This window comes from Microbacterium sp. Z6_144, assembly GCF_057197625.1.
Window position 1 is genome coordinate 17,075 of the sequence record NZ_JBXVPT010000002.1, and the last position, 16,739, is coordinate 33,813.

At 71.3% G+C, this 16,739-nt stretch carries 14 protein-coding genes; 5 read left to right on the forward strand and 9 right to left on the reverse strand.

Annotation, left to right across the window (positions count from 1 at the left end):
• The first annotated feature begins 42 nt into the window (after nucleotides 1-42).
• Genes add (AC2DGY_RS12260) through add (AC2DGY_RS12270) form a run of 3 tightly spaced genes read left to right on the forward strand, consistent with a single transcriptional unit; the run spans nucleotide 43 to nucleotide 2,745 of the window.
• Complete coding sequence (add, locus tag AC2DGY_RS12260; RefSeq protein WP_484510033.1) at nucleotides 43-1,083, forward strand: adenosine deaminase; 1,041 nt, start codon at nucleotides 43-45, stop codon at nucleotides 1,081-1,083.
• A gap of 13 nt (nucleotides 1,084-1,096) precedes the next feature.
• Entirely contained in the window at nucleotides 1,097-1,705 is a 609-nt protein-coding gene (locus AC2DGY_RS12265) for a cupin domain-containing protein (protein WP_484510034.1), read from the forward strand.
• The gene (add, locus tag AC2DGY_RS12270; protein ID WP_484510035.1) at nucleotides 1,702-2,745 is read left to right on the forward strand and encodes an adenosine deaminase; all 1,044 of its coding nucleotides are present in this window, start codon (nucleotides 1,702-1,704) and stop codon (nucleotides 2,743-2,745) included. The genes AC2DGY_RS12265 and add (AC2DGY_RS12270) overlap by 4 nt, the downstream gene beginning before the upstream one ends.
• A gap of 459 nt (nucleotides 2,746-3,204) precedes the next feature.
• Here the strand turns inward: add (AC2DGY_RS12270) and AC2DGY_RS12275 are convergent, their stop codons facing one another.
• The 9 genes from AC2DGY_RS12275 to AC2DGY_RS12315 all read right to left on the reverse strand — a co-directional run bounded on the left by AC2DGY_RS12275 (nucleotide 3,205) and on the right by AC2DGY_RS12315 (nucleotide 14,901).
• Nucleotides 3,205-4,767, reverse strand: coding sequence for a GMC family oxidoreductase (locus AC2DGY_RS12275; protein WP_484510036.1), 1,563 nt, complete (start codon nucleotides 4,765-4,767; stop codon nucleotides 3,205-3,207).
• Nucleotides 4,767-5,381 (reverse strand): thiamine pyrophosphate-dependent enzyme, encoded by a 615-nt coding sequence (locus AC2DGY_RS12280; RefSeq protein ID WP_484510037.1) that lies wholly within the window; start codon nucleotides 5,379-5,381, stop codon nucleotides 4,767-4,769. The genes AC2DGY_RS12275 and AC2DGY_RS12280 overlap by 1 nt, the downstream gene beginning before the upstream one ends.
• Complete coding sequence (locus AC2DGY_RS12285; RefSeq protein WP_484510038.1) at nucleotides 5,378-5,878, reverse strand: thiamine pyrophosphate-binding protein; 501 nt, start codon at nucleotides 5,876-5,878, stop codon at nucleotides 5,378-5,380. Before AC2DGY_RS12285 ends, AC2DGY_RS12280 begins: the two co-directional genes overlap by 4 nt.
• A 67-nt stretch (nucleotides 5,879-5,945) precedes the next feature.
• The gene (locus AC2DGY_RS12290; protein ID WP_484510039.1) at nucleotides 5,946-7,340 is read right to left on the reverse strand and encodes an NtaA/DmoA family FMN-dependent monooxygenase; all 1,395 of its coding nucleotides are present in this window, start codon (nucleotides 7,338-7,340) and stop codon (nucleotides 5,946-5,948) included.
• The gene (locus AC2DGY_RS12295) at nucleotides 7,340-8,851 is read right to left on the reverse strand and encodes an aldehyde dehydrogenase family protein (protein WP_484510040.1); all 1,512 of its coding nucleotides are present in this window, start codon (nucleotides 8,849-8,851) and stop codon (nucleotides 7,340-7,342) included. Before AC2DGY_RS12295 ends, AC2DGY_RS12290 begins: the two co-directional genes overlap by 1 nt.
• A 93-nt stretch (nucleotides 8,852-8,944) precedes the next feature.
• Nucleotides 8,945-9,523 carry a helix-turn-helix domain-containing protein gene (locus AC2DGY_RS12300; RefSeq protein ID WP_484510041.1) on the reverse strand — a complete coding sequence of 193 codons (579 nt, stop codon included), beginning with the start codon at nucleotides 9,521-9,523 and terminating at the stop codon, nucleotides 8,945-8,947.
• Nucleotides 9,524-9,836: 313 nt separating this feature from the next.
• Nucleotides 9,837-11,231, reverse strand: coding sequence for an SPFH domain-containing protein (locus AC2DGY_RS12305; RefSeq protein ID WP_484510042.1), 1,395 nt, complete (start codon nucleotides 11,229-11,231; stop codon nucleotides 9,837-9,839).
• A gap of 26 nt (nucleotides 11,232-11,257) precedes the next feature.
• A complete protein-coding gene (locus AC2DGY_RS12310; RefSeq protein WP_484510043.1) occupies nucleotides 11,258-14,092 on the reverse strand; it encodes a molybdopterin-dependent oxidoreductase in 2,835 nt (944 codons plus the stop codon).
• The gene (locus AC2DGY_RS12315) at nucleotides 14,089-14,901 is read right to left on the reverse strand and encodes an FAD binding domain-containing protein (protein WP_484510044.1); all 813 of its coding nucleotides are present in this window, start codon (nucleotides 14,899-14,901) and stop codon (nucleotides 14,089-14,091) included. Before AC2DGY_RS12315 ends, AC2DGY_RS12310 begins: the two co-directional genes overlap by 4 nt.
• A 278-nt stretch (nucleotides 14,902-15,179) precedes the next feature.
• Here AC2DGY_RS12315 and AC2DGY_RS12320 point away from each other — a divergent pair, with 278 nt between their 5' ends.
• Together AC2DGY_RS12320 and AC2DGY_RS12325 are read left to right on the forward strand one after the other, a co-directional pair.
• Complete coding sequence (locus tag AC2DGY_RS12320) at nucleotides 15,180-15,743, forward strand: RNA polymerase sigma factor (RefSeq protein ID WP_484510045.1); 564 nt, start codon at nucleotides 15,180-15,182, stop codon at nucleotides 15,741-15,743.
• Nucleotides 15,740-16,699 carry a CU044_5270 family protein gene (locus tag AC2DGY_RS12325; RefSeq protein WP_484510046.1) on the forward strand — a complete coding sequence of 320 codons (960 nt, stop codon included), beginning with the start codon at nucleotides 15,740-15,742 and terminating at the stop codon, nucleotides 16,697-16,699. The genes AC2DGY_RS12320 and AC2DGY_RS12325 overlap by 4 nt, the downstream gene beginning before the upstream one ends.
• Nucleotides 16,700-16,739 lie beyond the last annotated feature (40 nt).

The window sequence follows — 16,739 nt, forward strand, 5'->3', positions numbered from 1 at the left end:
CCCCCGCATCCGTTCTTCTGCCCCAACCCGAAGGAACCTCCTATGACGACGTCCGTCGAGCCCATCCCGTTCGCCCACGGCCTCCCCAAGGCCGAGTTGCACCTGCACCTGGAGGGGACCCTCGAACCCGAGCTGAAGTTCGCCCTCGCCGCCCGCAACGGCATCGAGCTGCCGGAGAAGACCGTGGAGGAGGTGCGGGCGACGTACGACTTCACCGACCTCACGAGCTTCCTCGCCGTGTACTACCCGGCGATGCGGGTGCTGCAGACGGCGGAGGACTTCCACGACCTCGCGTGGGCGTACCTGCTCAAGGCGAAGGAGCAGGGCGTCGTGCACGCGGAGATGTTCTTCGACCCGCAGGCGCACACGAGCCGCGGGGTGCCGTTCGACAACGTGATCACCGGCTACCGCCGCGCGGCCGCGCGTGCCCAGGACGAGCTGGGCATCTCAGCCGAACTCATCCTGTGCTTCCTTCGCGACTTCTCCGCGGAGTACGCGATGGCGACGCTGATGGAGGCGCTGCCGTACAAGCAGTGGATCATCGGCGTCGGTCTCGACTCGGATGAGCGCGACAACCCGCCGACGAAGTTCGCCGAGGTCTTCGCGCGCGCCAAGGCCGAGGGGTTCTTCCTCACGATGCACTGCGACATCGACCAGGTCGGCTCGATCGACCACATCCGCGCGGTGCTCGAGGAGATCGGTGTCGACCGGATCGACCACGGCACGAACATCGTCGAAGATCCCGCGCTCGTGCAGCTGGCGAAGGAACGCGGCATCGGGTTCACCACGTGCCCCGTCTCGAACTCGTTCGTGACGGAGCAGATGAAGGCGGACGAGATCGTGGGGCTGCTTCGCCAGGGCGTGCGGGTGATGGTCAACTCCGATGACCCGGCGTACTTCGGTGCGTACGTCGGTGACAACTACGTCGCCCTCGCCGAGCAGGCGGGCCTCACGCCGACCGACCTCGTGCAGCTCGCCATCAACTCGTTCGACGCGTCCTGGCTCACCCCGGCGCGTCGCGCCGCGTACGTCGCGGCCGTCGAGGAGTATGCGACCGCGCGGGGAGTGCCATTCCCGGCGTAGGAGGGGAGCACCCATGACCACGACGCTCGCCGACGATGCGGCAGGGGATGCTGCGGCCAACCTCCGCCTGGGCGCTTCGATCCGCCAGTTCCGCCACGCCCGCGGGATGACCCTCGTGCAGGTGGCCGAGGCCACCGACCTGTCGCATCCGTTCCTGAGCCAGCTCGAACGCGGCCTCGCGCAGCCGAGTCTGTCGTCGCTGCGCCGCATCGCCCTGGCGCTGCAGACGAGCCCGATCGAGTTGATCGCCGCCGCGGAACCGCCCAACCCGTCCATCGTGGAGGTGGAAGTGCACCGGCGGGGGGAAGGCGGCATGGACCAGACCTTCGCCGGGGGCGCCGCGCGGATGCTCGCGAAGGGGGTGCGACCGCTGCATCCCCTCGAGATGGAGGGCGACAACACCGAGCCCGGAGAGGTGTTCATCCACCACGAGGACGAATTCGTCTATGTCGTCGAGGGGGAGGTCCGCGTGGAGCTGGGCGATCAGGAACTCCGGATGGCACCGGGCGACTCGGCGTACTACGCCGGCGGGGTGCCGCATCGCTGGTGGTCGGCGAGTGCCGCGCCGTACCGGCTCCTCGTGGTGAAGCAGGGCGCGACCCTGCCCGGAAGCGACGCATGATCTCGTACGGCGATTACCTCCAGCTGCTGCCGAAGACCGAGCTGCACTGCCACTTCGTCTCGACCATGGATGCGGCCCTGTTCCTCGAACTCGCCGGCAAGCACGGCGTCCGGCTGTGGAAGTCCGACCCGTCGACGCTGTTCGATTTCGCCGACCTCGTCGAGTTCCTCGTCGCCTTCCGTTTCGCGCACGACGTGCTGCGTGACGCAGACGACTTCGAGCGGGTCGCGTACGAGGGCGTCCGCCGGGCGGTCGCCGACAGCAACCTCCGCTATCGCGAGTACTACGTCAACCCGCAGTACTTCGCCGAACGCGGCCTGACGTATCCGCAGGTCGTCGACCCCATCATCGCGGGCCTGCGCGCGGCCGAACGCGACTTCGGCGTCGGCTTCCGCGTCGTCGTCGCGGTCAACCGCCGCGACTCCGCCGCATCGGCCGTCGCCCTCGTGGAGCAGATGATCGCGCATCCGCGGGCCGAGGTCGTCGGCCTCGGGCAGGACGACCTCACGCCGGAGAACACCGAGGATCCGACGCGTTTCGCTGCCGCGTTCGCCCTCGCCCGGGCGCACGGACTGAAGCTCACCGCGCACGCGGGCGAGACGGATGCGGCGTCACCCGAGGCCGTGCGGGAGGCGATCGAGGTGCTCGGGGTCGACCGTATCGACCACGGGTACCGCATCGTGGATGACCCCGCGGTGCTGCAGCTCGCGCGGGAGCGCGGGATCGGGTTCACCGTCACCCCCGTGTCGACCACGATCTGCTCGGGGTGGACCCTCGACGCCGGCCACCGCATCCGCGCGATGATCGACGCGGAACTGCCGCTTGCCGTGTCGACCGACGATGCGATGTTCTTCCGCACCGACCTCGGCCGCGAATACCGCGAGGGTCTCGCGGCGATGGGCGTGGACGCGGACACCGCGAAGCGCGTCGCGCTGGAGGGGATCGATGTGGCGTTCTGCTCGGATGAGGAGAAGGCTGCGCTCCGCGCCGACTTCCGCGCCCAGTTCCTCGCCCTCGACGCCCTGCTTGAGCCGGCCTGACCGCGCCGTTGGGAGGTATGTCTCACCCGCCGCATCCTCGTGTCTCACTTTCCGCATCCCGCCTCACCCGCCCCATCCGTGTGTCTCACTTTCCGCATCCTGTGTCTCACTTTCGGCATCCCGCCTCACCCGCCCCATCCTCGTGTCTCACTTTCCGCATCCTGTGTCTCACTTTCGGCAAGAAATGAGGCACATCGTTGCGAAAAGTGAGACATGGTGACCTGGGCCCGAGGGGCCCGAGGGGCCCGAGGGGCCCGAGGGGCCGGAGGTCCCGGAGGGGGCCGGGGCCGGGGCGCGGGGTCCCGGGGACCCGGAGGGGCCCGGGGCGCGGGGGAGTGCGGCCCAGGAGGCGGGGGAGCCCCCGGCCTGACCCACAGCGCCGGGTCATGTCCCGGGTTCGCAGGTTCTGCGGGCTGAGAACCTGCGAAAGCGGGACATGACCCCGGGATGCCCCGCGCCTCAGGCGGTGCGGAGGAGGTCGGCGGCGCGCTCGGCGATCGCGACGGTGGGGGCCTGCGTGTTGGAGGTCGGGATGCTGGGCATCACCGAGGCATCCGCCACCCACAGCCCCTCGATCCCGCGCACCCGCAGCTGGGGGTCGACCACGGCGAGGTCGTCGGTGCCGATCCGTGCCGTGCCGGAGCAGTGGAAGAACGTGCCGATGTTCTGCCGCACGAATCGGGTCTTCTCGGCCCGATCGAGCCCGCGCCGCGGGGTGATCGGGCCCTCTGCGAGCTCGGCGTAGGCGGATGTCGCGACCAGATCGTGCACCGCATCCACCGCCTCGACCATGGCGGCGAGGTCGGTCGGGTCGGCGAGGTAGTTCGGGTGGATGTCGGGCGCGACGTCGGGGTCGGATGAGCGCACCCGTACCCACCCGACGCTGCGCGAGCGGTACAGGCCCGGCACCAGCGCAAAGACGCGGTTGCCCGACAGGTCGTGCGCGGCATGCAGCGCCTCGTCGCCGCGGGAGCCGTGCGCGATGACCGCGTGCAGGTCGGGCCCGGCGTCGGCATAGGAGCTCCGCCAGTTGAGCATCGCCCCGCCGCCGTTGCCGATCACGGGGCCGAGGCCGGCGCGGGCGCGGAAGTTCATCCCGAGGATGAGCGGATGGTCCTGGAAGTTCTCGCCGACCCCGGGGAGGGGATGCACCGGCGCGATGCCGGCAGCCCGCAGCCGGGCCGGGTCGCCGATGCCGGAGAGCTGCAGCAGCCGCGGGGTGTCGAGGGCGCCGGCCGACAGGACGGTGCGGGCGGCGGAGGTCGTGACCATCGCACCGTCGATGAGGTGCCGGATGCCGCGGACCACGGTCCCGTCGAGCATCAGGCCCAGCACCCGGCTGCCCAGCACCACGTCGAGGTTCGCGCGGCTGAGCGCCGGCTCCAGGTAGGCGCGGGCGGTGCTCCACCGCTCGAACGCGCCGTCCTCGCCGATGACCGCGTTGTAGTCCGCGTAGACGGCCCCCTCGTTCGAGGCCGCGTTGGCGTCGTCGATGACCGGCAGGCCTCGTTCGGCGGATGCGGCCAGCAACGCATGCGCGATCGGGTGGACGTCGGCGAGCGGCCCGACCTTCATCGGGCCCTCCAGCCCGCGGTAGGTCGGGTCGCCGCCGGGGCGGGTTTCCGAGCGGCGGAAGTACGGCAGCAGATCGTCGTACCCCCAGCCGTCGGCGCCGGCTTGGTGCCACGCGTCGTAGTCGGCGCGCGCGCCGCGGTACCAGAGCATCGCGTTGGTCGAGGAGGAGCCGCCGAGCACTTTGCCCCGCGGCATCGCCAGGGCCCGGCCCAGTACGTGCTCGGTGGGGGTGGAGCGGTAACCGTAGTCGTACGGCCCGCCGATCAGCGCGTCCCAGTGCGCGGCATCCAGCACCTCCCGCACACCGCGGTGGTCGGGGCCGGATTCGACCAGCAGCACGTGCATCGCCGGATCTTCCGACAGCCGTGCGGCCAGGACGCATCCGGCGGCCCCGCCGCCGACGACGATGACGTCGTAGCCGGCGGCGGGCTCACGCACGACGGGCATCAGTTGTGCTCGCTCGGGCCCATGATCGTGATGCCCTCGGTCTCCTCGACGTGGCGCACGAAGATGTACTTGTCCTCGCGGCCGTCGGAGTGCTTGCGCCGGATTCCCGGTTCGAGGATGCCGTCGGTCTTCGCCACGACGACGTAGGGCTCGGATGCGGCGAGCCCGGCGGCGCAGTGCGCGTCGAACTCCTCGAGCGTGGCCGCGGTGTGGGCCTGCTCGACCCCGGCGCCGCGCGCGATCGCGGCGAGGTCGACGCGTCCGCCTTTCGTGTGCGTGCGCGGGCCGCCGATGGACTGGTATTGCTCGTTGTCCCACACCACCACGAAGAGGTTCTCCGGCCGCTCGTTACCGAGGGTGGCGAGGATGCCGAGGTTGAACAGGAGGCCCCCGTCGGTGTCGAGCGAGACGATGCGGCGGTGGGGCAGGCCCACGGCGAGTCCGAACGCTTCGGGCGTGACGCATCCCAGCTGCTGCTGGAAGAGGCTCGCCGCGCGCATGTGCGGGGCGGCGTTGTACCACTCGTCGACCGCGCCGCCGAGGGAGAGGATGACGAGCTCGTCGGACAGGCGCGCACCGAGGAGCTTCATGGCTTCGAACCGGGAGTAACTCATCGGACCAGATCCCCTCCGAGGACGACGGCCGCGTGGTAGTACGAGGCGTACGCCGTCTCGTACGCATTCACGATCGCCTGTTCGATCTCGTCCACGTCGTGGACGATCGTGTACGGGGTGCGCAGCGTCTTCAGGAGCGGCTCCATGGTGATGCCGTGCGGGATGGCCCACCAGTTGTTCTCGCCCATCTCGCCCCGGTAGCTCATGATCATGACAACCGGGATGCCGGCGCCCAGCCCCATCCGCGCGAGGTGCTCGGTCGCGGCCCGCAACCCGGAGTTCTCCATGACGAGCACGGCCCGCTTGCCGGAGAGGAACACGCCGCCGGCGATCGCCGCGCCCTCGCCCTCGTTGGTGACCGGGATGGTGCGGATGTCGGCATCCGCGTCGAGCGCCGGGTACAGCTCCTTCAGGAGCGAATCCGGCAGGTACGTGGCGACGCTGACCCCGGCCTTCTTCAGGCCCCGGATCACCGCCTCGACGGCGTCGTGTCTCATTGCGTGCTCTTTCTCTCCTGGGTCGACTCGCCAAAAAACGCGCACTTTCGCGCGAAAACCGGACGGTTTATGGCGAGTCGACGAGCTGGGGGGCGCGCGCGGACAGGGTGTGCGCGCGGTGGGCGGGGGCGAGGCGCGGGGCGCCGGAGAGGTGCTCGCGCAGGGTCGTGCCGGGCGGGGTGCCGGCGCGGCCGCGGGCGGCGAGGACGGGGACGACCAGCTCGATGAACGCGCGGTAGGCGTCCGGGCCGCCGAAGGTGGGCTCGAGCATGATGCCGTCGATGCCGGAGCCGTCCACGATCGCCTCGATCTCGTCGGCGACCTCCTCGGGAGATCCGGTCACCTGGAATCCGCGGATGGCCTTCGTGCGGAAGGAGTCGAGGATCTCGCCCACCCGCATCTCGGGGTTCTGCCGCGCGTAGCGCTGCACGAGCGTCTGCCCGAGATCCGTCTTCAGGTCGATCACGCGGGTGTCGGGGTCGAGCCCGGTGAGGTCGAGCCCGGTGATGCCCGCGAACATCACCGCGGCGTCGTCGCGGCCGAGGAGCGCCTCGTACTCCGCCCGCAGCGCGTGGGCCTCGGCGGAGGTGGATGCGACGGTCACCGTCATCCCGGTGATGACACGCACGTCTTCCGGCCGGCGGCCCTGCAGTACGGCCTGCTCCCGGATGTCGCGGACGTGTGCCGTGGCGGAGGCGATGGACTGCCCCTGGATGAAGACGGCCTCGGCGTTGCGCGCAGCGTAGGCGCGGCCGCGGTCGGACGTGCCCGCCTGGAAGAGCACGGGCGTCCGCTGCGGGGTGGGCGGCACCGCGAAGATGCCGGCCGAGCGCTGGTACGGGGCATCCACCTCCACCCGGTGCAGCTTCGCGGGGTCGGCGTACACGCCGCGCACCCGGTCGCGGACCTCGGCGTCGTCGTCCCAGCTGTGCTCCCAGTACCGCAGGCACGTGTCGAGGAAGTCGTCGGCCGCGTCGTAACGCTGGTCGTGCGCCAGCTGCTCGGTGACGCCGAACAGCCCGTCGGTCGTGGCCTGCGAGCTGCCGGTGACGACGTTCCAGCCGATGCGGCCACCGGTGAACCGGTCGAGCGTCGCGAACCGGCGCGCGGTGGCGTAGGGGCGTTCCACCGTGGTGGGCGAGGTCACGACGAAGCCGAGGCTCTCGGTCTCGCGAGCGAGAGCGGCGATCGCGAGCATCGGGTCGAGGGCCGGGAATTGGATGCCGTGGGCGGCGACCTCCTCGGGCATCCGTCCGTCGAGCGTGGCATAGCCGTAGGTGTCGGCGAAGAAGAGGAAGTCGAAACCCGCCGCATCCAGGTCGCGGGCGAGGCCGACCCAGTAGTCGAGCCGGTCCCAGTCGTCCGCCCGGCCGCGGGGGTCGGTCCACGTCGGCATCCCGTTGCTGGGGTTCATCATCTCGAAGACGCCCAGCACGATGCGCTTGCCTGTCGTATCGCTCATCAGATCACCATCACCACGGTCTTGGTCTCCAGATAGTTCTCCAGGCCCTGGGGCCCGTTCTCGTAGCCCCAGCCCGACTCCTTGTGGCCGCCCTTGGGCAGCTCGGGGCCGAGGAAGGAGTGGCAGTTGACCCACACGGTGCCGGCCTGGATGCGGGCCGCCACGCGGTGCGCGTCGCTGAGCCCGCGCGTCCACACGCTCGCCGCCAGCCCGTACGGGGAGTCGTTGGCCCACCCGACCACCTCGTCGAGGTCGTCGTAGGGCGTCACCACGGCGACGGGGCCGAAGATCTCTTCGCGGAGCAGCCGCGCGTCCGCGTTCACCCCGGTGACGACGGTGGGGGCGAAGAAGGTTCCCGCGGGGCCACTGCGCTCGCCGCCGCCCACGACCTCCACCCCGTCGGCGCGTCCCTCCTCGAGGAACGCGCTCACGCGCTCGGCCTGCGCGACGCTCACGAGCGGGCCGAGGTCGGCGTCGGGGTCGAGTCCGTGGCCGAGTCGCAGGTTGGCACCGAAGGCGGCCATCCCGTCGACGACGTCGCGGTACACCGACCGGTGCGCATAGACGCGGGCGGATGCCACGCACACCTGCCCGCCGTTGTCGAAGATGCCGCGCGAGATGCCCTCGATGGTGGCCTCCAGGTCGGCGTCGGGAAGCACGAGGGCGGGCGACTTGCCGCCCAGCTCGAGGGTCAGGCGCTTGAGGTCGCCGGCGGCGGTGGCCACGAGGCGCTTGCCCACCGCGGTGGATCCGGTGAAGGCGACCTTGTCGACACCGCGGTGCTCGGCGAGGGCTTGACCTGCTTCGCCGCCGTAGCCGGTGACGATGTTGACGACGCCCTCCGGGAGGCCGGCCTCCTGCAGGAGCCGGCCGAGGTACAAAGCGGTGAGCGGGGTGTTCTCGGCGGGCTTGAGCACCACCGTGCAGCCGGCGGCGAGAGCGGGTGCGAGCTTCATCGCGGCCATCAGTAGCGGGGAGTTCCACGGCACGATCGCCCCGACCACGCCGACGGGCTCGCGGCGCGTGTACGCGAACACCTCCTTGCCCGGGGGCGTGCGGCTGAGGGACGTCGGAATCGTCTCGCCGACGATCTTCGTGGGCCAGCCGGCGTAATAGCGGAACTGGTTGATCGCCGCGGGGATCTCACCGAACCGCGCGGTGCGGAGGTTCTTCCCCTGGTCGAGCGACTCCAGCTCGGCGAGGTCGTCGAGGTGATCCTGCATGAGGTCGGCGATACGCCACAGCAGCGCGCCGCGGTCGGCGGGCGTCATCCGGCGCCACGCCTCGCCGTCCAGTGCCGCGCGGGCCGCCGTCACCGCACGGTCGACGTCTTCGGCGCGGCCGCGGGCCACGCGGGTGAGTTCGGCGCCGGAGGCGGGGTCGAAGGTTCCGAAGGTCTCGGCGTCCGCGGCATCCACCCACCGTCCGCCGATGAAGAGGCGCCCGGGGTGGTCGGCGAGGAACGCGGTGACCCGGTCGCGCAGAGCGAGGGTCGGAAGGGTGATGGTCACGCGACTGATAGTAGGGAGCAATCATTGATTGCAAATACCGATCGCGTTACGGCCGCGTTTCCTGACACCTCGGCCCCCGCGGGCCGGTCGGGCTCAGGCGCCGGCGTGGATCAGCAGGATGGTCGCGGGCTCGTCGCCGCGCACCTCCCACCGGTTGCGCAGGGCGCCGGGGTGCGCGAGCGCGTCACCGGGGCCGAGGGTCCACTCGCCGCGGCCCTCGATCTCGACGGTGGCCTCGCCCTCGACGATGTATACGGTGTTCTCGCCGTCGGACTCGAACCATTCGCCGCGATACCGACCGGGGATGCGGTACTCCTGCACCGTGGCCGCGTGTGCGACGCCGGCGGAGATGATGCGGCTGACGGCCGACCCGTCCCCTTCGCTCACGGGAACGCGGCGTCCCTCGCCCCGCCGGGTGACCGAGATCGGGTCGGGCTCCGCCTCGTTCGGCAGGAGGGACGAGGGAGAGATCTCGAGAACCTTCGCGATGCGGAACAGCGTGACGATGGACGGCATCGTCTGACCGGACTCGATCTGGCTGAGGAACGGCTGGCTGATCTCGGCCGCCGAGGCCAGCGCGCGCATCGACAGCTTCTTCGCCGTGCGCGCCGCGCGGATCTCGCGCCCGAGCGAGACGCCGATCAGCGCATCGCCGCCCGCATCCGTCGTCACCCGCCCACCCTACCCATGCGGCCGCGGGCCAGCCCGCGATCCGCTGCCCCAGTCGGCGGACGCTGCGGTCGCTGCCGCCCGCCGTGCCCGGGTGAAGCATGTCTCACTTGCCGCACTCGATGTCTCACTTGCCGCCGAAGACGAGGTGGTTTCTTGCGGGAAGTGAGACATCGCGAGGGAGATCGGCCGCCGGCAGCGGATGCGGCGTCGGTCGGCGTCAGCGGATGCGGTGCTCCGCGGCGTCAGCCGCCGTCAGCGGATGCGGCGTCAGTCGCCGCCGGCGGACGCGCCAGACCGCCGTCAGTCGCCTGCCTCAGTCGGCGGAAGCCGCGGCCGCGGCCGGGGCGGCTGCAGCGATCGTGCCGGGCTGCGAGCCGGCGGCGAATCCCTCACCCATGGCGCGGCCCTGGATGATCGCGGTCAGGTCGATGCCCGTCGCCGCCCGCACCGCCTCGAACGATGCGCGCAGTCCGGTGGCCGATTCGGTGGCGAGGTGGGAGCTGGCGCCCTCGCCGCCGAGCACCGTGATGGAGCCGACCTTGTCGTAGCCCTTGGCGAACTCGGCCATGAGCGGCACGAGAGCCTCCAGCGCGCGCTGGGCCAGGAGCGCCTCCTGGTTTTGCGCGAGCGCCTCGGCCTCGGCGCTGATGGCCGCGGCGCGGGCCTCGCCGCGCAGCCGCTCCGCGTCGGCAGCGGCTTCGGCGCGCACGCGGACGGCGCTGGCGTCCTGCTGGGCGATCTCGGCCTGCGCCTCGGCGGCCTTGACGTTCGCGTAGGCGTCGGCGTCGGCGCGGCGCTGGCGCTGGTACAGGTCGGCGTCGGCGACGCGGCCGACCTCGGACTCGAGTCGGGCCTGGGTGTTCTGGGCCTCCTGCACGAGCACGGCCTGCTGCCGTTCGGCGCGGGCGAGAGCCTCGGCCTGTTCGGCCTCCGCGTTCGCCCGACCGACCTCGGCCTTGGCTGCGGCGGTGTTCTTGTCCAGGGCGGTCTGCTCGATGAGGTTCGCCTCGTCCGTGGCGATCTGGCGGCGACGGATCTCGCGGTCGGCGTTGATCTTCGCGACCTCGGCGTCACGCTTGACGCGCTCGACCTCGGTGGCGCCCAGCGCCCCGACGTACCCGTGGGAGTCGGTGATGCCCTGGATCTGGAAGGAATCCAGGATGAGGCCCTGACTGGACAGGTCCTGCTTGATGCCGTCGGCGATCTGGTCCGACAGCCGCTGCCGGTCGCGCATGAGCTCTTCGACGGTCAGGGTGGCAACGACTCCGCGGAGCGCGCCCTCGAGCTGCTCGGTGGTGAACTGCTCGATCGCCGCATCCTGAGACGCGAACCGCTCGGCGGCCCGGCGGACGGAGTCGGGGTCGGAGCCGATCTTCACCAGTGCGACGCCGCTGACGTTGACGGTCACGCCGTTGGACGTCTGCGCGACGGGTTCCATCTTGATCTGGCGCGCGCGCAGCGAGATCATCTCGGCGCGTTGGGTGAGGGGGTTCACGATCGCGCCGCCGCCGGTGATGACGGTGATGCGGGAGGACTCGCCGCCGGGCGTCGTGCGCTGCTTCTTACCGACGATCACGAGCGCCTCGTCGGCGCGGGCGACGCGATACCACGCGCGGATCAGGATGAGGATGACGATGAGCGCGGCGACGGCGACGCCCACCCCGATCAGAACGAGGAGTCCGACCCCTCCGAGAGCGACGAGATCCATGGATGCCCCTTCTGACGGCGTTGCTCTCAACCTATCGGGCCGGCAGGAGCTCTCATCGCCACCGCCTCGCTCCCGTCGGCGCGAAGCGGGGCGGCCAGGCGCCACACGCGATCCCGGGAGAAGGGCTGTTCGTAGCCACGGACGCCGAGCGCCCGCGCGATCGCGTTACCCACCGCGGGGGCGACCGGGTTGTACGGGGACTCGCTCATCGACTTGGCCCCGAACGGTCCGACCCGGTCGGAGGTCTCGGCGAAATACACCTCGGTCTCGGGGATGTCGGCGAACTGCGGCACGCGGTACTGCCGGAACATCGGGTTGAGCACGCGTCCGTCCTCGACGAACACCTCTTCATACAGCGCACTGCCCAGGCCCTGCGCGGCGCCGCCCTCGACCTGGCCGCGCACCTGCGCGGGGTTCATGAGGAACCCGGCGTCGGCGGCCTGCACCGATTGCAGCACGCGCACCGTCCCGGTCTCGACGTCGACGGCGACCCGCACGGCGTGCACGTTGAACGCGACCGAACGCTGGTCGCCGTATTCGGCGCCCTCGGCGACCAGTCCGTCATCGTCGCGCTCCGCGGGGGCTGCGGCCGCGACGATCTCGTCGAACCGCACCAGCCGCTCACCCACCCGCACACCCTCTGCCGTGAGCTCCGGGTCGCCCGCGCCGCCGTCGGTGAGCGTCACGGCGAGCTGCAGCATCCGCTCGCGCAGCGCCAGGCAGGCCGCGTGCAGGGCCTTACCCGCCACCGTCACGCCGGTCGACGCGAACGCGCCGGTGTCATGCCGAACGGCATCGGTGTCGGCGGAGCGGAGGGCGATGCGATCGAAGGACGCGGACAGGTCGGATGCGGCGATCTGCCGGAGCACGGTGGTCGTGCCGTTGCCGAACTCGGCCGTGCCGGCGCGGAGGAGGAAGGTGCCGTCGGCGCGGAGCGTCGCCGAGGTGTGCGAGACGTGCCCGCGTGGGGCGATCGTCGCGATCATCGCGACGGCCATCCCCTCGCCGACGCGCCAGTTCGCACCCGCCGGCGGCTCGACGCCGTTGCCGCGGCGGAGGGCCGCCTCGGCGAGATCGATGCACTGGTCGAGACCGTAGCTGCCCCACACGAGGTCTTCCTCGTACTTATCCTCGTCGGGATGCATCGGATCGCCCTCCCGCAGGACGTTGCGCCGGCGCAGCTCGAACGGGTCGATGCCGAGCTTCTCGGCGAGGAGGTCCATCGCCGACTCCACGCCGAGCATCACCTGCCCCAGGCCGTAGCCGCGGAACGCACCGGAGGGCGGGTTGTTCGTGTAGACGGCCTCCGCGTCGATGCGGCGCACCGGCGCGCGGTACACGATCGTGGACTCCGCCACCCCGTGGAACATCACGCCGATCGCATGGTTGCCGTACGCGCCGGTGTCGCTGAGGACATCGACGGTCATGGCGGTGAGGCGTCCGTCCTCCGTCGCCCCGAGCGACACGGAGACGCGCATGGGATGGCGGAAGGAGGTGCGGGTGAACTCCTCGGTGCGGGAGAACTCGTACGCGACCGGCCGCCCCGTGCGCAGTACCGCGAGGGCGACGAGGTCTTCGGCGAAGATCTCCTGCTTTCCGCCGAAGCCGCCGCCGACGCGGGCGGTGTGCACGCGGATGCGGTCGGGGTCGAGGTCGAGGATGCGGGCCAGCTCGTCGCGGGTGAGGAACGGCACCTGGGTGCTCGAGCGGATCACCAGCCGGCCGTCGGAGTCGAGCCATCCCAGTGCCCCGTGGGTTTCCAGCTGGGCGTGGGAGACGCGGCTCGTCCGCCAGGTGCCGCTGACGGTCACCGGGCTCGCCGCGAGAGCGGCCGCCGCATCCCCGCCGCTTTCGTCGTGCATCGCGGCGACGACGTTGCGGCATGCCTCGTGCACGCGGTCATCCGGCGTCCGGTCGGGATGCAGCAGCGGGGCGCCGGGGCCGCGGGCCTCCTCCGGATCGAACACGGCGGGCAGCACGGCGTACTCGACCTGGATGGCGCGGCACGCCGCTTCGGCGGCACCGGCCGTCTCGGCGATGACGGCGGCGACACGCTGGCCGCGGAAGCGCACGACGTCGTCGAGCATGCGGGTGTCGTCGGGGTCGTCGGTGCGGTGGTGATGGCGGGCGGTGGAGTAGCGCGTGGCCGGCGCATCCTCGTGGGTGAAGATCGCCACCACCCCCGGGATGCTCCGGGCCTCGGTGGTGTCGATCGAGACGATCCGGGCGTGGGCGTGCGGCGATCCGAGCACGCGGAGGGTCAGGGCGCCGTCCGGGATCGGCCCGTCGAAGGTGAAGGGCTCGAGTCCTTGCACGATCCGGCGCGCGGCCGGCGGGGCGACGGAGCGTCCGACGCCCTGCGGGTCGGGCGATTCGTCCCGCCCAGCATCCGGACTGGCGGCTACGGCCGCGCCGGTCGCGCGCACGGGACCCAGGACCGAGGCCGTGATCGCCTCGCGGATCGGGCGGTACCCCGTGCAGCGGCACAGGCTGCCGCGCATCGTACGGTCAAGGTCCGGCAGGTCCTCCGCACACAGCGTCGACGCCGTCACCGCCATGCCGGGAGTGCAGAATCCGCACTGGAACCCGAAACCCGTCGCCAGCGCCTCCTGCACGGGGTGCAGTGCGTCGCCGGGTGCGAGGCCCACCGCCGTCGTCACGGCGCGGCCGTCCATGCGCTGCGCGGGGATGAGGCACGAGTGCACCGGCTCGCCGTCGAGCAGCACCGCGCAGGCGCCGCAGTCGCCGGCGTCGCATCCCTTCTTCACCTCGGTGTGCCCGTGTTCGCGGAGGAGTGTCCGCAGGCACTGGCCGGCGCGCGGGTCTGCCTCGACGGGTTCGCCGTTGACGTCGAATCTCATGCCGCCGCCAGCTCTGTGCGCACGCGCTCGGCCAGCACGGCGCTGACGCCACGGCGCCAGTCGGCCGATCCGAGCGGGTCGCTGTAGTAGCCGGATGCGGCCTCGACGGCCGCCCGGAGCGTCGGGACATCCGGCAGCCCGGCGAAGCGCAGCACGGTGGGGCGCTCGGTGGCCGCGGTGATCCCGAACACCGCCGAGCCGTCGGCATCCACCCGGCCGGTCACGACGGCACCGGAGCGACCGTACTCGGCGAGGGCGATCTTCCGGAGGACCAGCCGGGAGGCCAGGGCGGCGGCGGGGAGTGCGATCGCGCGGATCACCTCGCCCGCGGCGAGGCTGTTGGTGCCGTTGCCGGTGACGAGGTCGGCGACCGGGATGCGGCGCTCCCCGCCCGGTGTCCAGATCTCGGCGATCCCGTCCAGCCCCGAGGCCAGGGCGACCATCGCCCCTGCCGCGAACGACCGGGCGACGTTGCCGCCGACGGTGGCGGTGTTCCAGATCTTGAAGCTCGCGAGGAGGGCGTCGGCGGCATGCGGGACGGCTGCGGCGGCGCGCCAGCCCGCAGGCGCCTCGGTGCGCGCCCACGCGACGAGGCGCGCGATCGTGCACGTCGCCGCGATCCGGAGCCCCTGGTCGGACACCTCGAGGTCGGGCCACCCCAGGGTCGTGAGGTCGACGAAACCGGTCGTCTCGGGTTGCGGCTCGCTCATGAGCCAGGTGCCGCCGCCCAGGAACACCTCGCCGGGCTCGAGCGCCAGGTCGGCGCGGGTGCGGGCGCGGCGGAAACTCGTGACGGTGTGGATGTCCACGCTCCCCCTCCCCGGCGCGATCCCGGCGCATCCGCGGCCCGGGTCGCGTCAGTCAAGCACCCGCGGATTACCCGGATGTTTCCCGCATCAACATCCCGCGTGACGCGATGCCGCCCAGTGCACGACCTCCTGCCGAGTGCACGACGTTCCGGCGCGAACTGTCCGTGCATTCGGCGAGAGGCCGTGCACTCGCATCCCACAATCGTGTGGAGGATGATTGCGCCGGCAATCGGATCGTGCAGCGGGGAACCTTTGGCGCGGTGCCGGACACTTCAGGTATGAGCATCCCGTCCAGCGACGCCGAAGAGTGGGCCGCCGCGCGCGCGGGAGACGGGGAAGCGTTCGCGCGGATCTTCGACCGGCATCAGCATCGCGTCTACCGGCACAGCCTCGCCCTCGTCCCGACGACCACCGATGCCCAGGACGTCGTGGCGATCGCGTTCCTCGAGGCGTGGCGGAAGCGCGCCAGCGTGCGCTTCGTGGATGACTCGCTCCTTCCCTGGCTCCTGGTGACCGCGTCGTACGCCGCACGGAATGTCGCGCGTTCGGCTCGCCGATATCGGGATCTCCTCGAGCGGGTACCCCGCATGGAGGCCTCCCTCAGCCCGGACGAGCTCCTGGATGAGGGAGCCGCCGTCGCGGCGTTGCGCCAGGTGTCGGAGCAGCACCGCGTCATCATCACCCTCTGCATCATCGAGGGACTGAGCGAAGCCCAAGCCGCGGATGCCCTCGGCCTTCCGATCGGAACCGTCAAGTCGCGCCTGCACCGCGCCAAGAAGGCGCTCGCCGCACGCGTGCGCAGCGACGCCGCACCTCTGACAGAAATGAGTGAGTACCGATGACTTCCCTCGGATCAGACCAGACCACTGCCCTGCGCCGGCTTCTTGCCGAGCAGGTCGACGAGTCGGCCCTCCAGCGCTCCCCTCACCCGGCGGGGCGGCGACCCCGCCGGTCGGTTCTCGCGGGTCTCGTCGCCGTCCCGCTCACCGCCGCGCTGGTCATCGGAGTCGTCGTGCTGAGCCCGAATCCGGAGCGGGCTCAGGCATCGGACGCGCTGCGCGGCGCGGCACATACGTCGATCACCGCGTCCGACCCCGTCGTCGCACCCGGCCAGTACGTGAAGATCACGACGGAGGCGGCCTACCTCGCCTATGAGATGGATGCCACCGGCGACTACAGCGCCTACCTGTCACCGAGCGTGACGGAAGTGTTCATCCCCTCCGCTCCGGGAGAGGAATGGGTGCAGCGACGTACCGCGCAACCCGCCACGGAGTTCTACGGAGACGCCTCCCGTGCCGCTGCGGCGCTGAGCTGGGCGGCGGCCCTGGAGCACGGGATCGTGACGATCACCCGCGACCCCGACGGTGACTTCGTGCACGCTGCAGAGCTGGGCGGCGAGCGGGAAGCCGCGCGGATGCCGTCGGACGCGGAGGGAGCTCTGGCGTTCCTGCGCGAGCGCTCCGGCGGCGACGGCACCGACGCCGGAGCACTGGGCTTCGCCGCTGAACTCCTTCGCGAAGGAACCATGACGGCCGCAGAGCGCGCGACTCTGTACCGCGCCCTCGCCCTTCTTCCCGGAATCCGCATCACCGACGGCAGCGCGACCCTCAATGGGCGGACGGGCACCGCGTTCAGCCTCGACGGCGATGTCAGCGTGCCCGAGATCATCGTCGATCCCGAGACCGGGCAGTTCATCGGGGAACGCACCCTCACCCCCGCCGACCTCGGCCCCATCCCGGCGGGCACCGTCGAGACCTACACCGCCGTCACGGTCACGGTCGTCGATTCCGCACCCTGATCCATCAACCCGAGTGCACGACCTCGTGCCGAGTGCACGA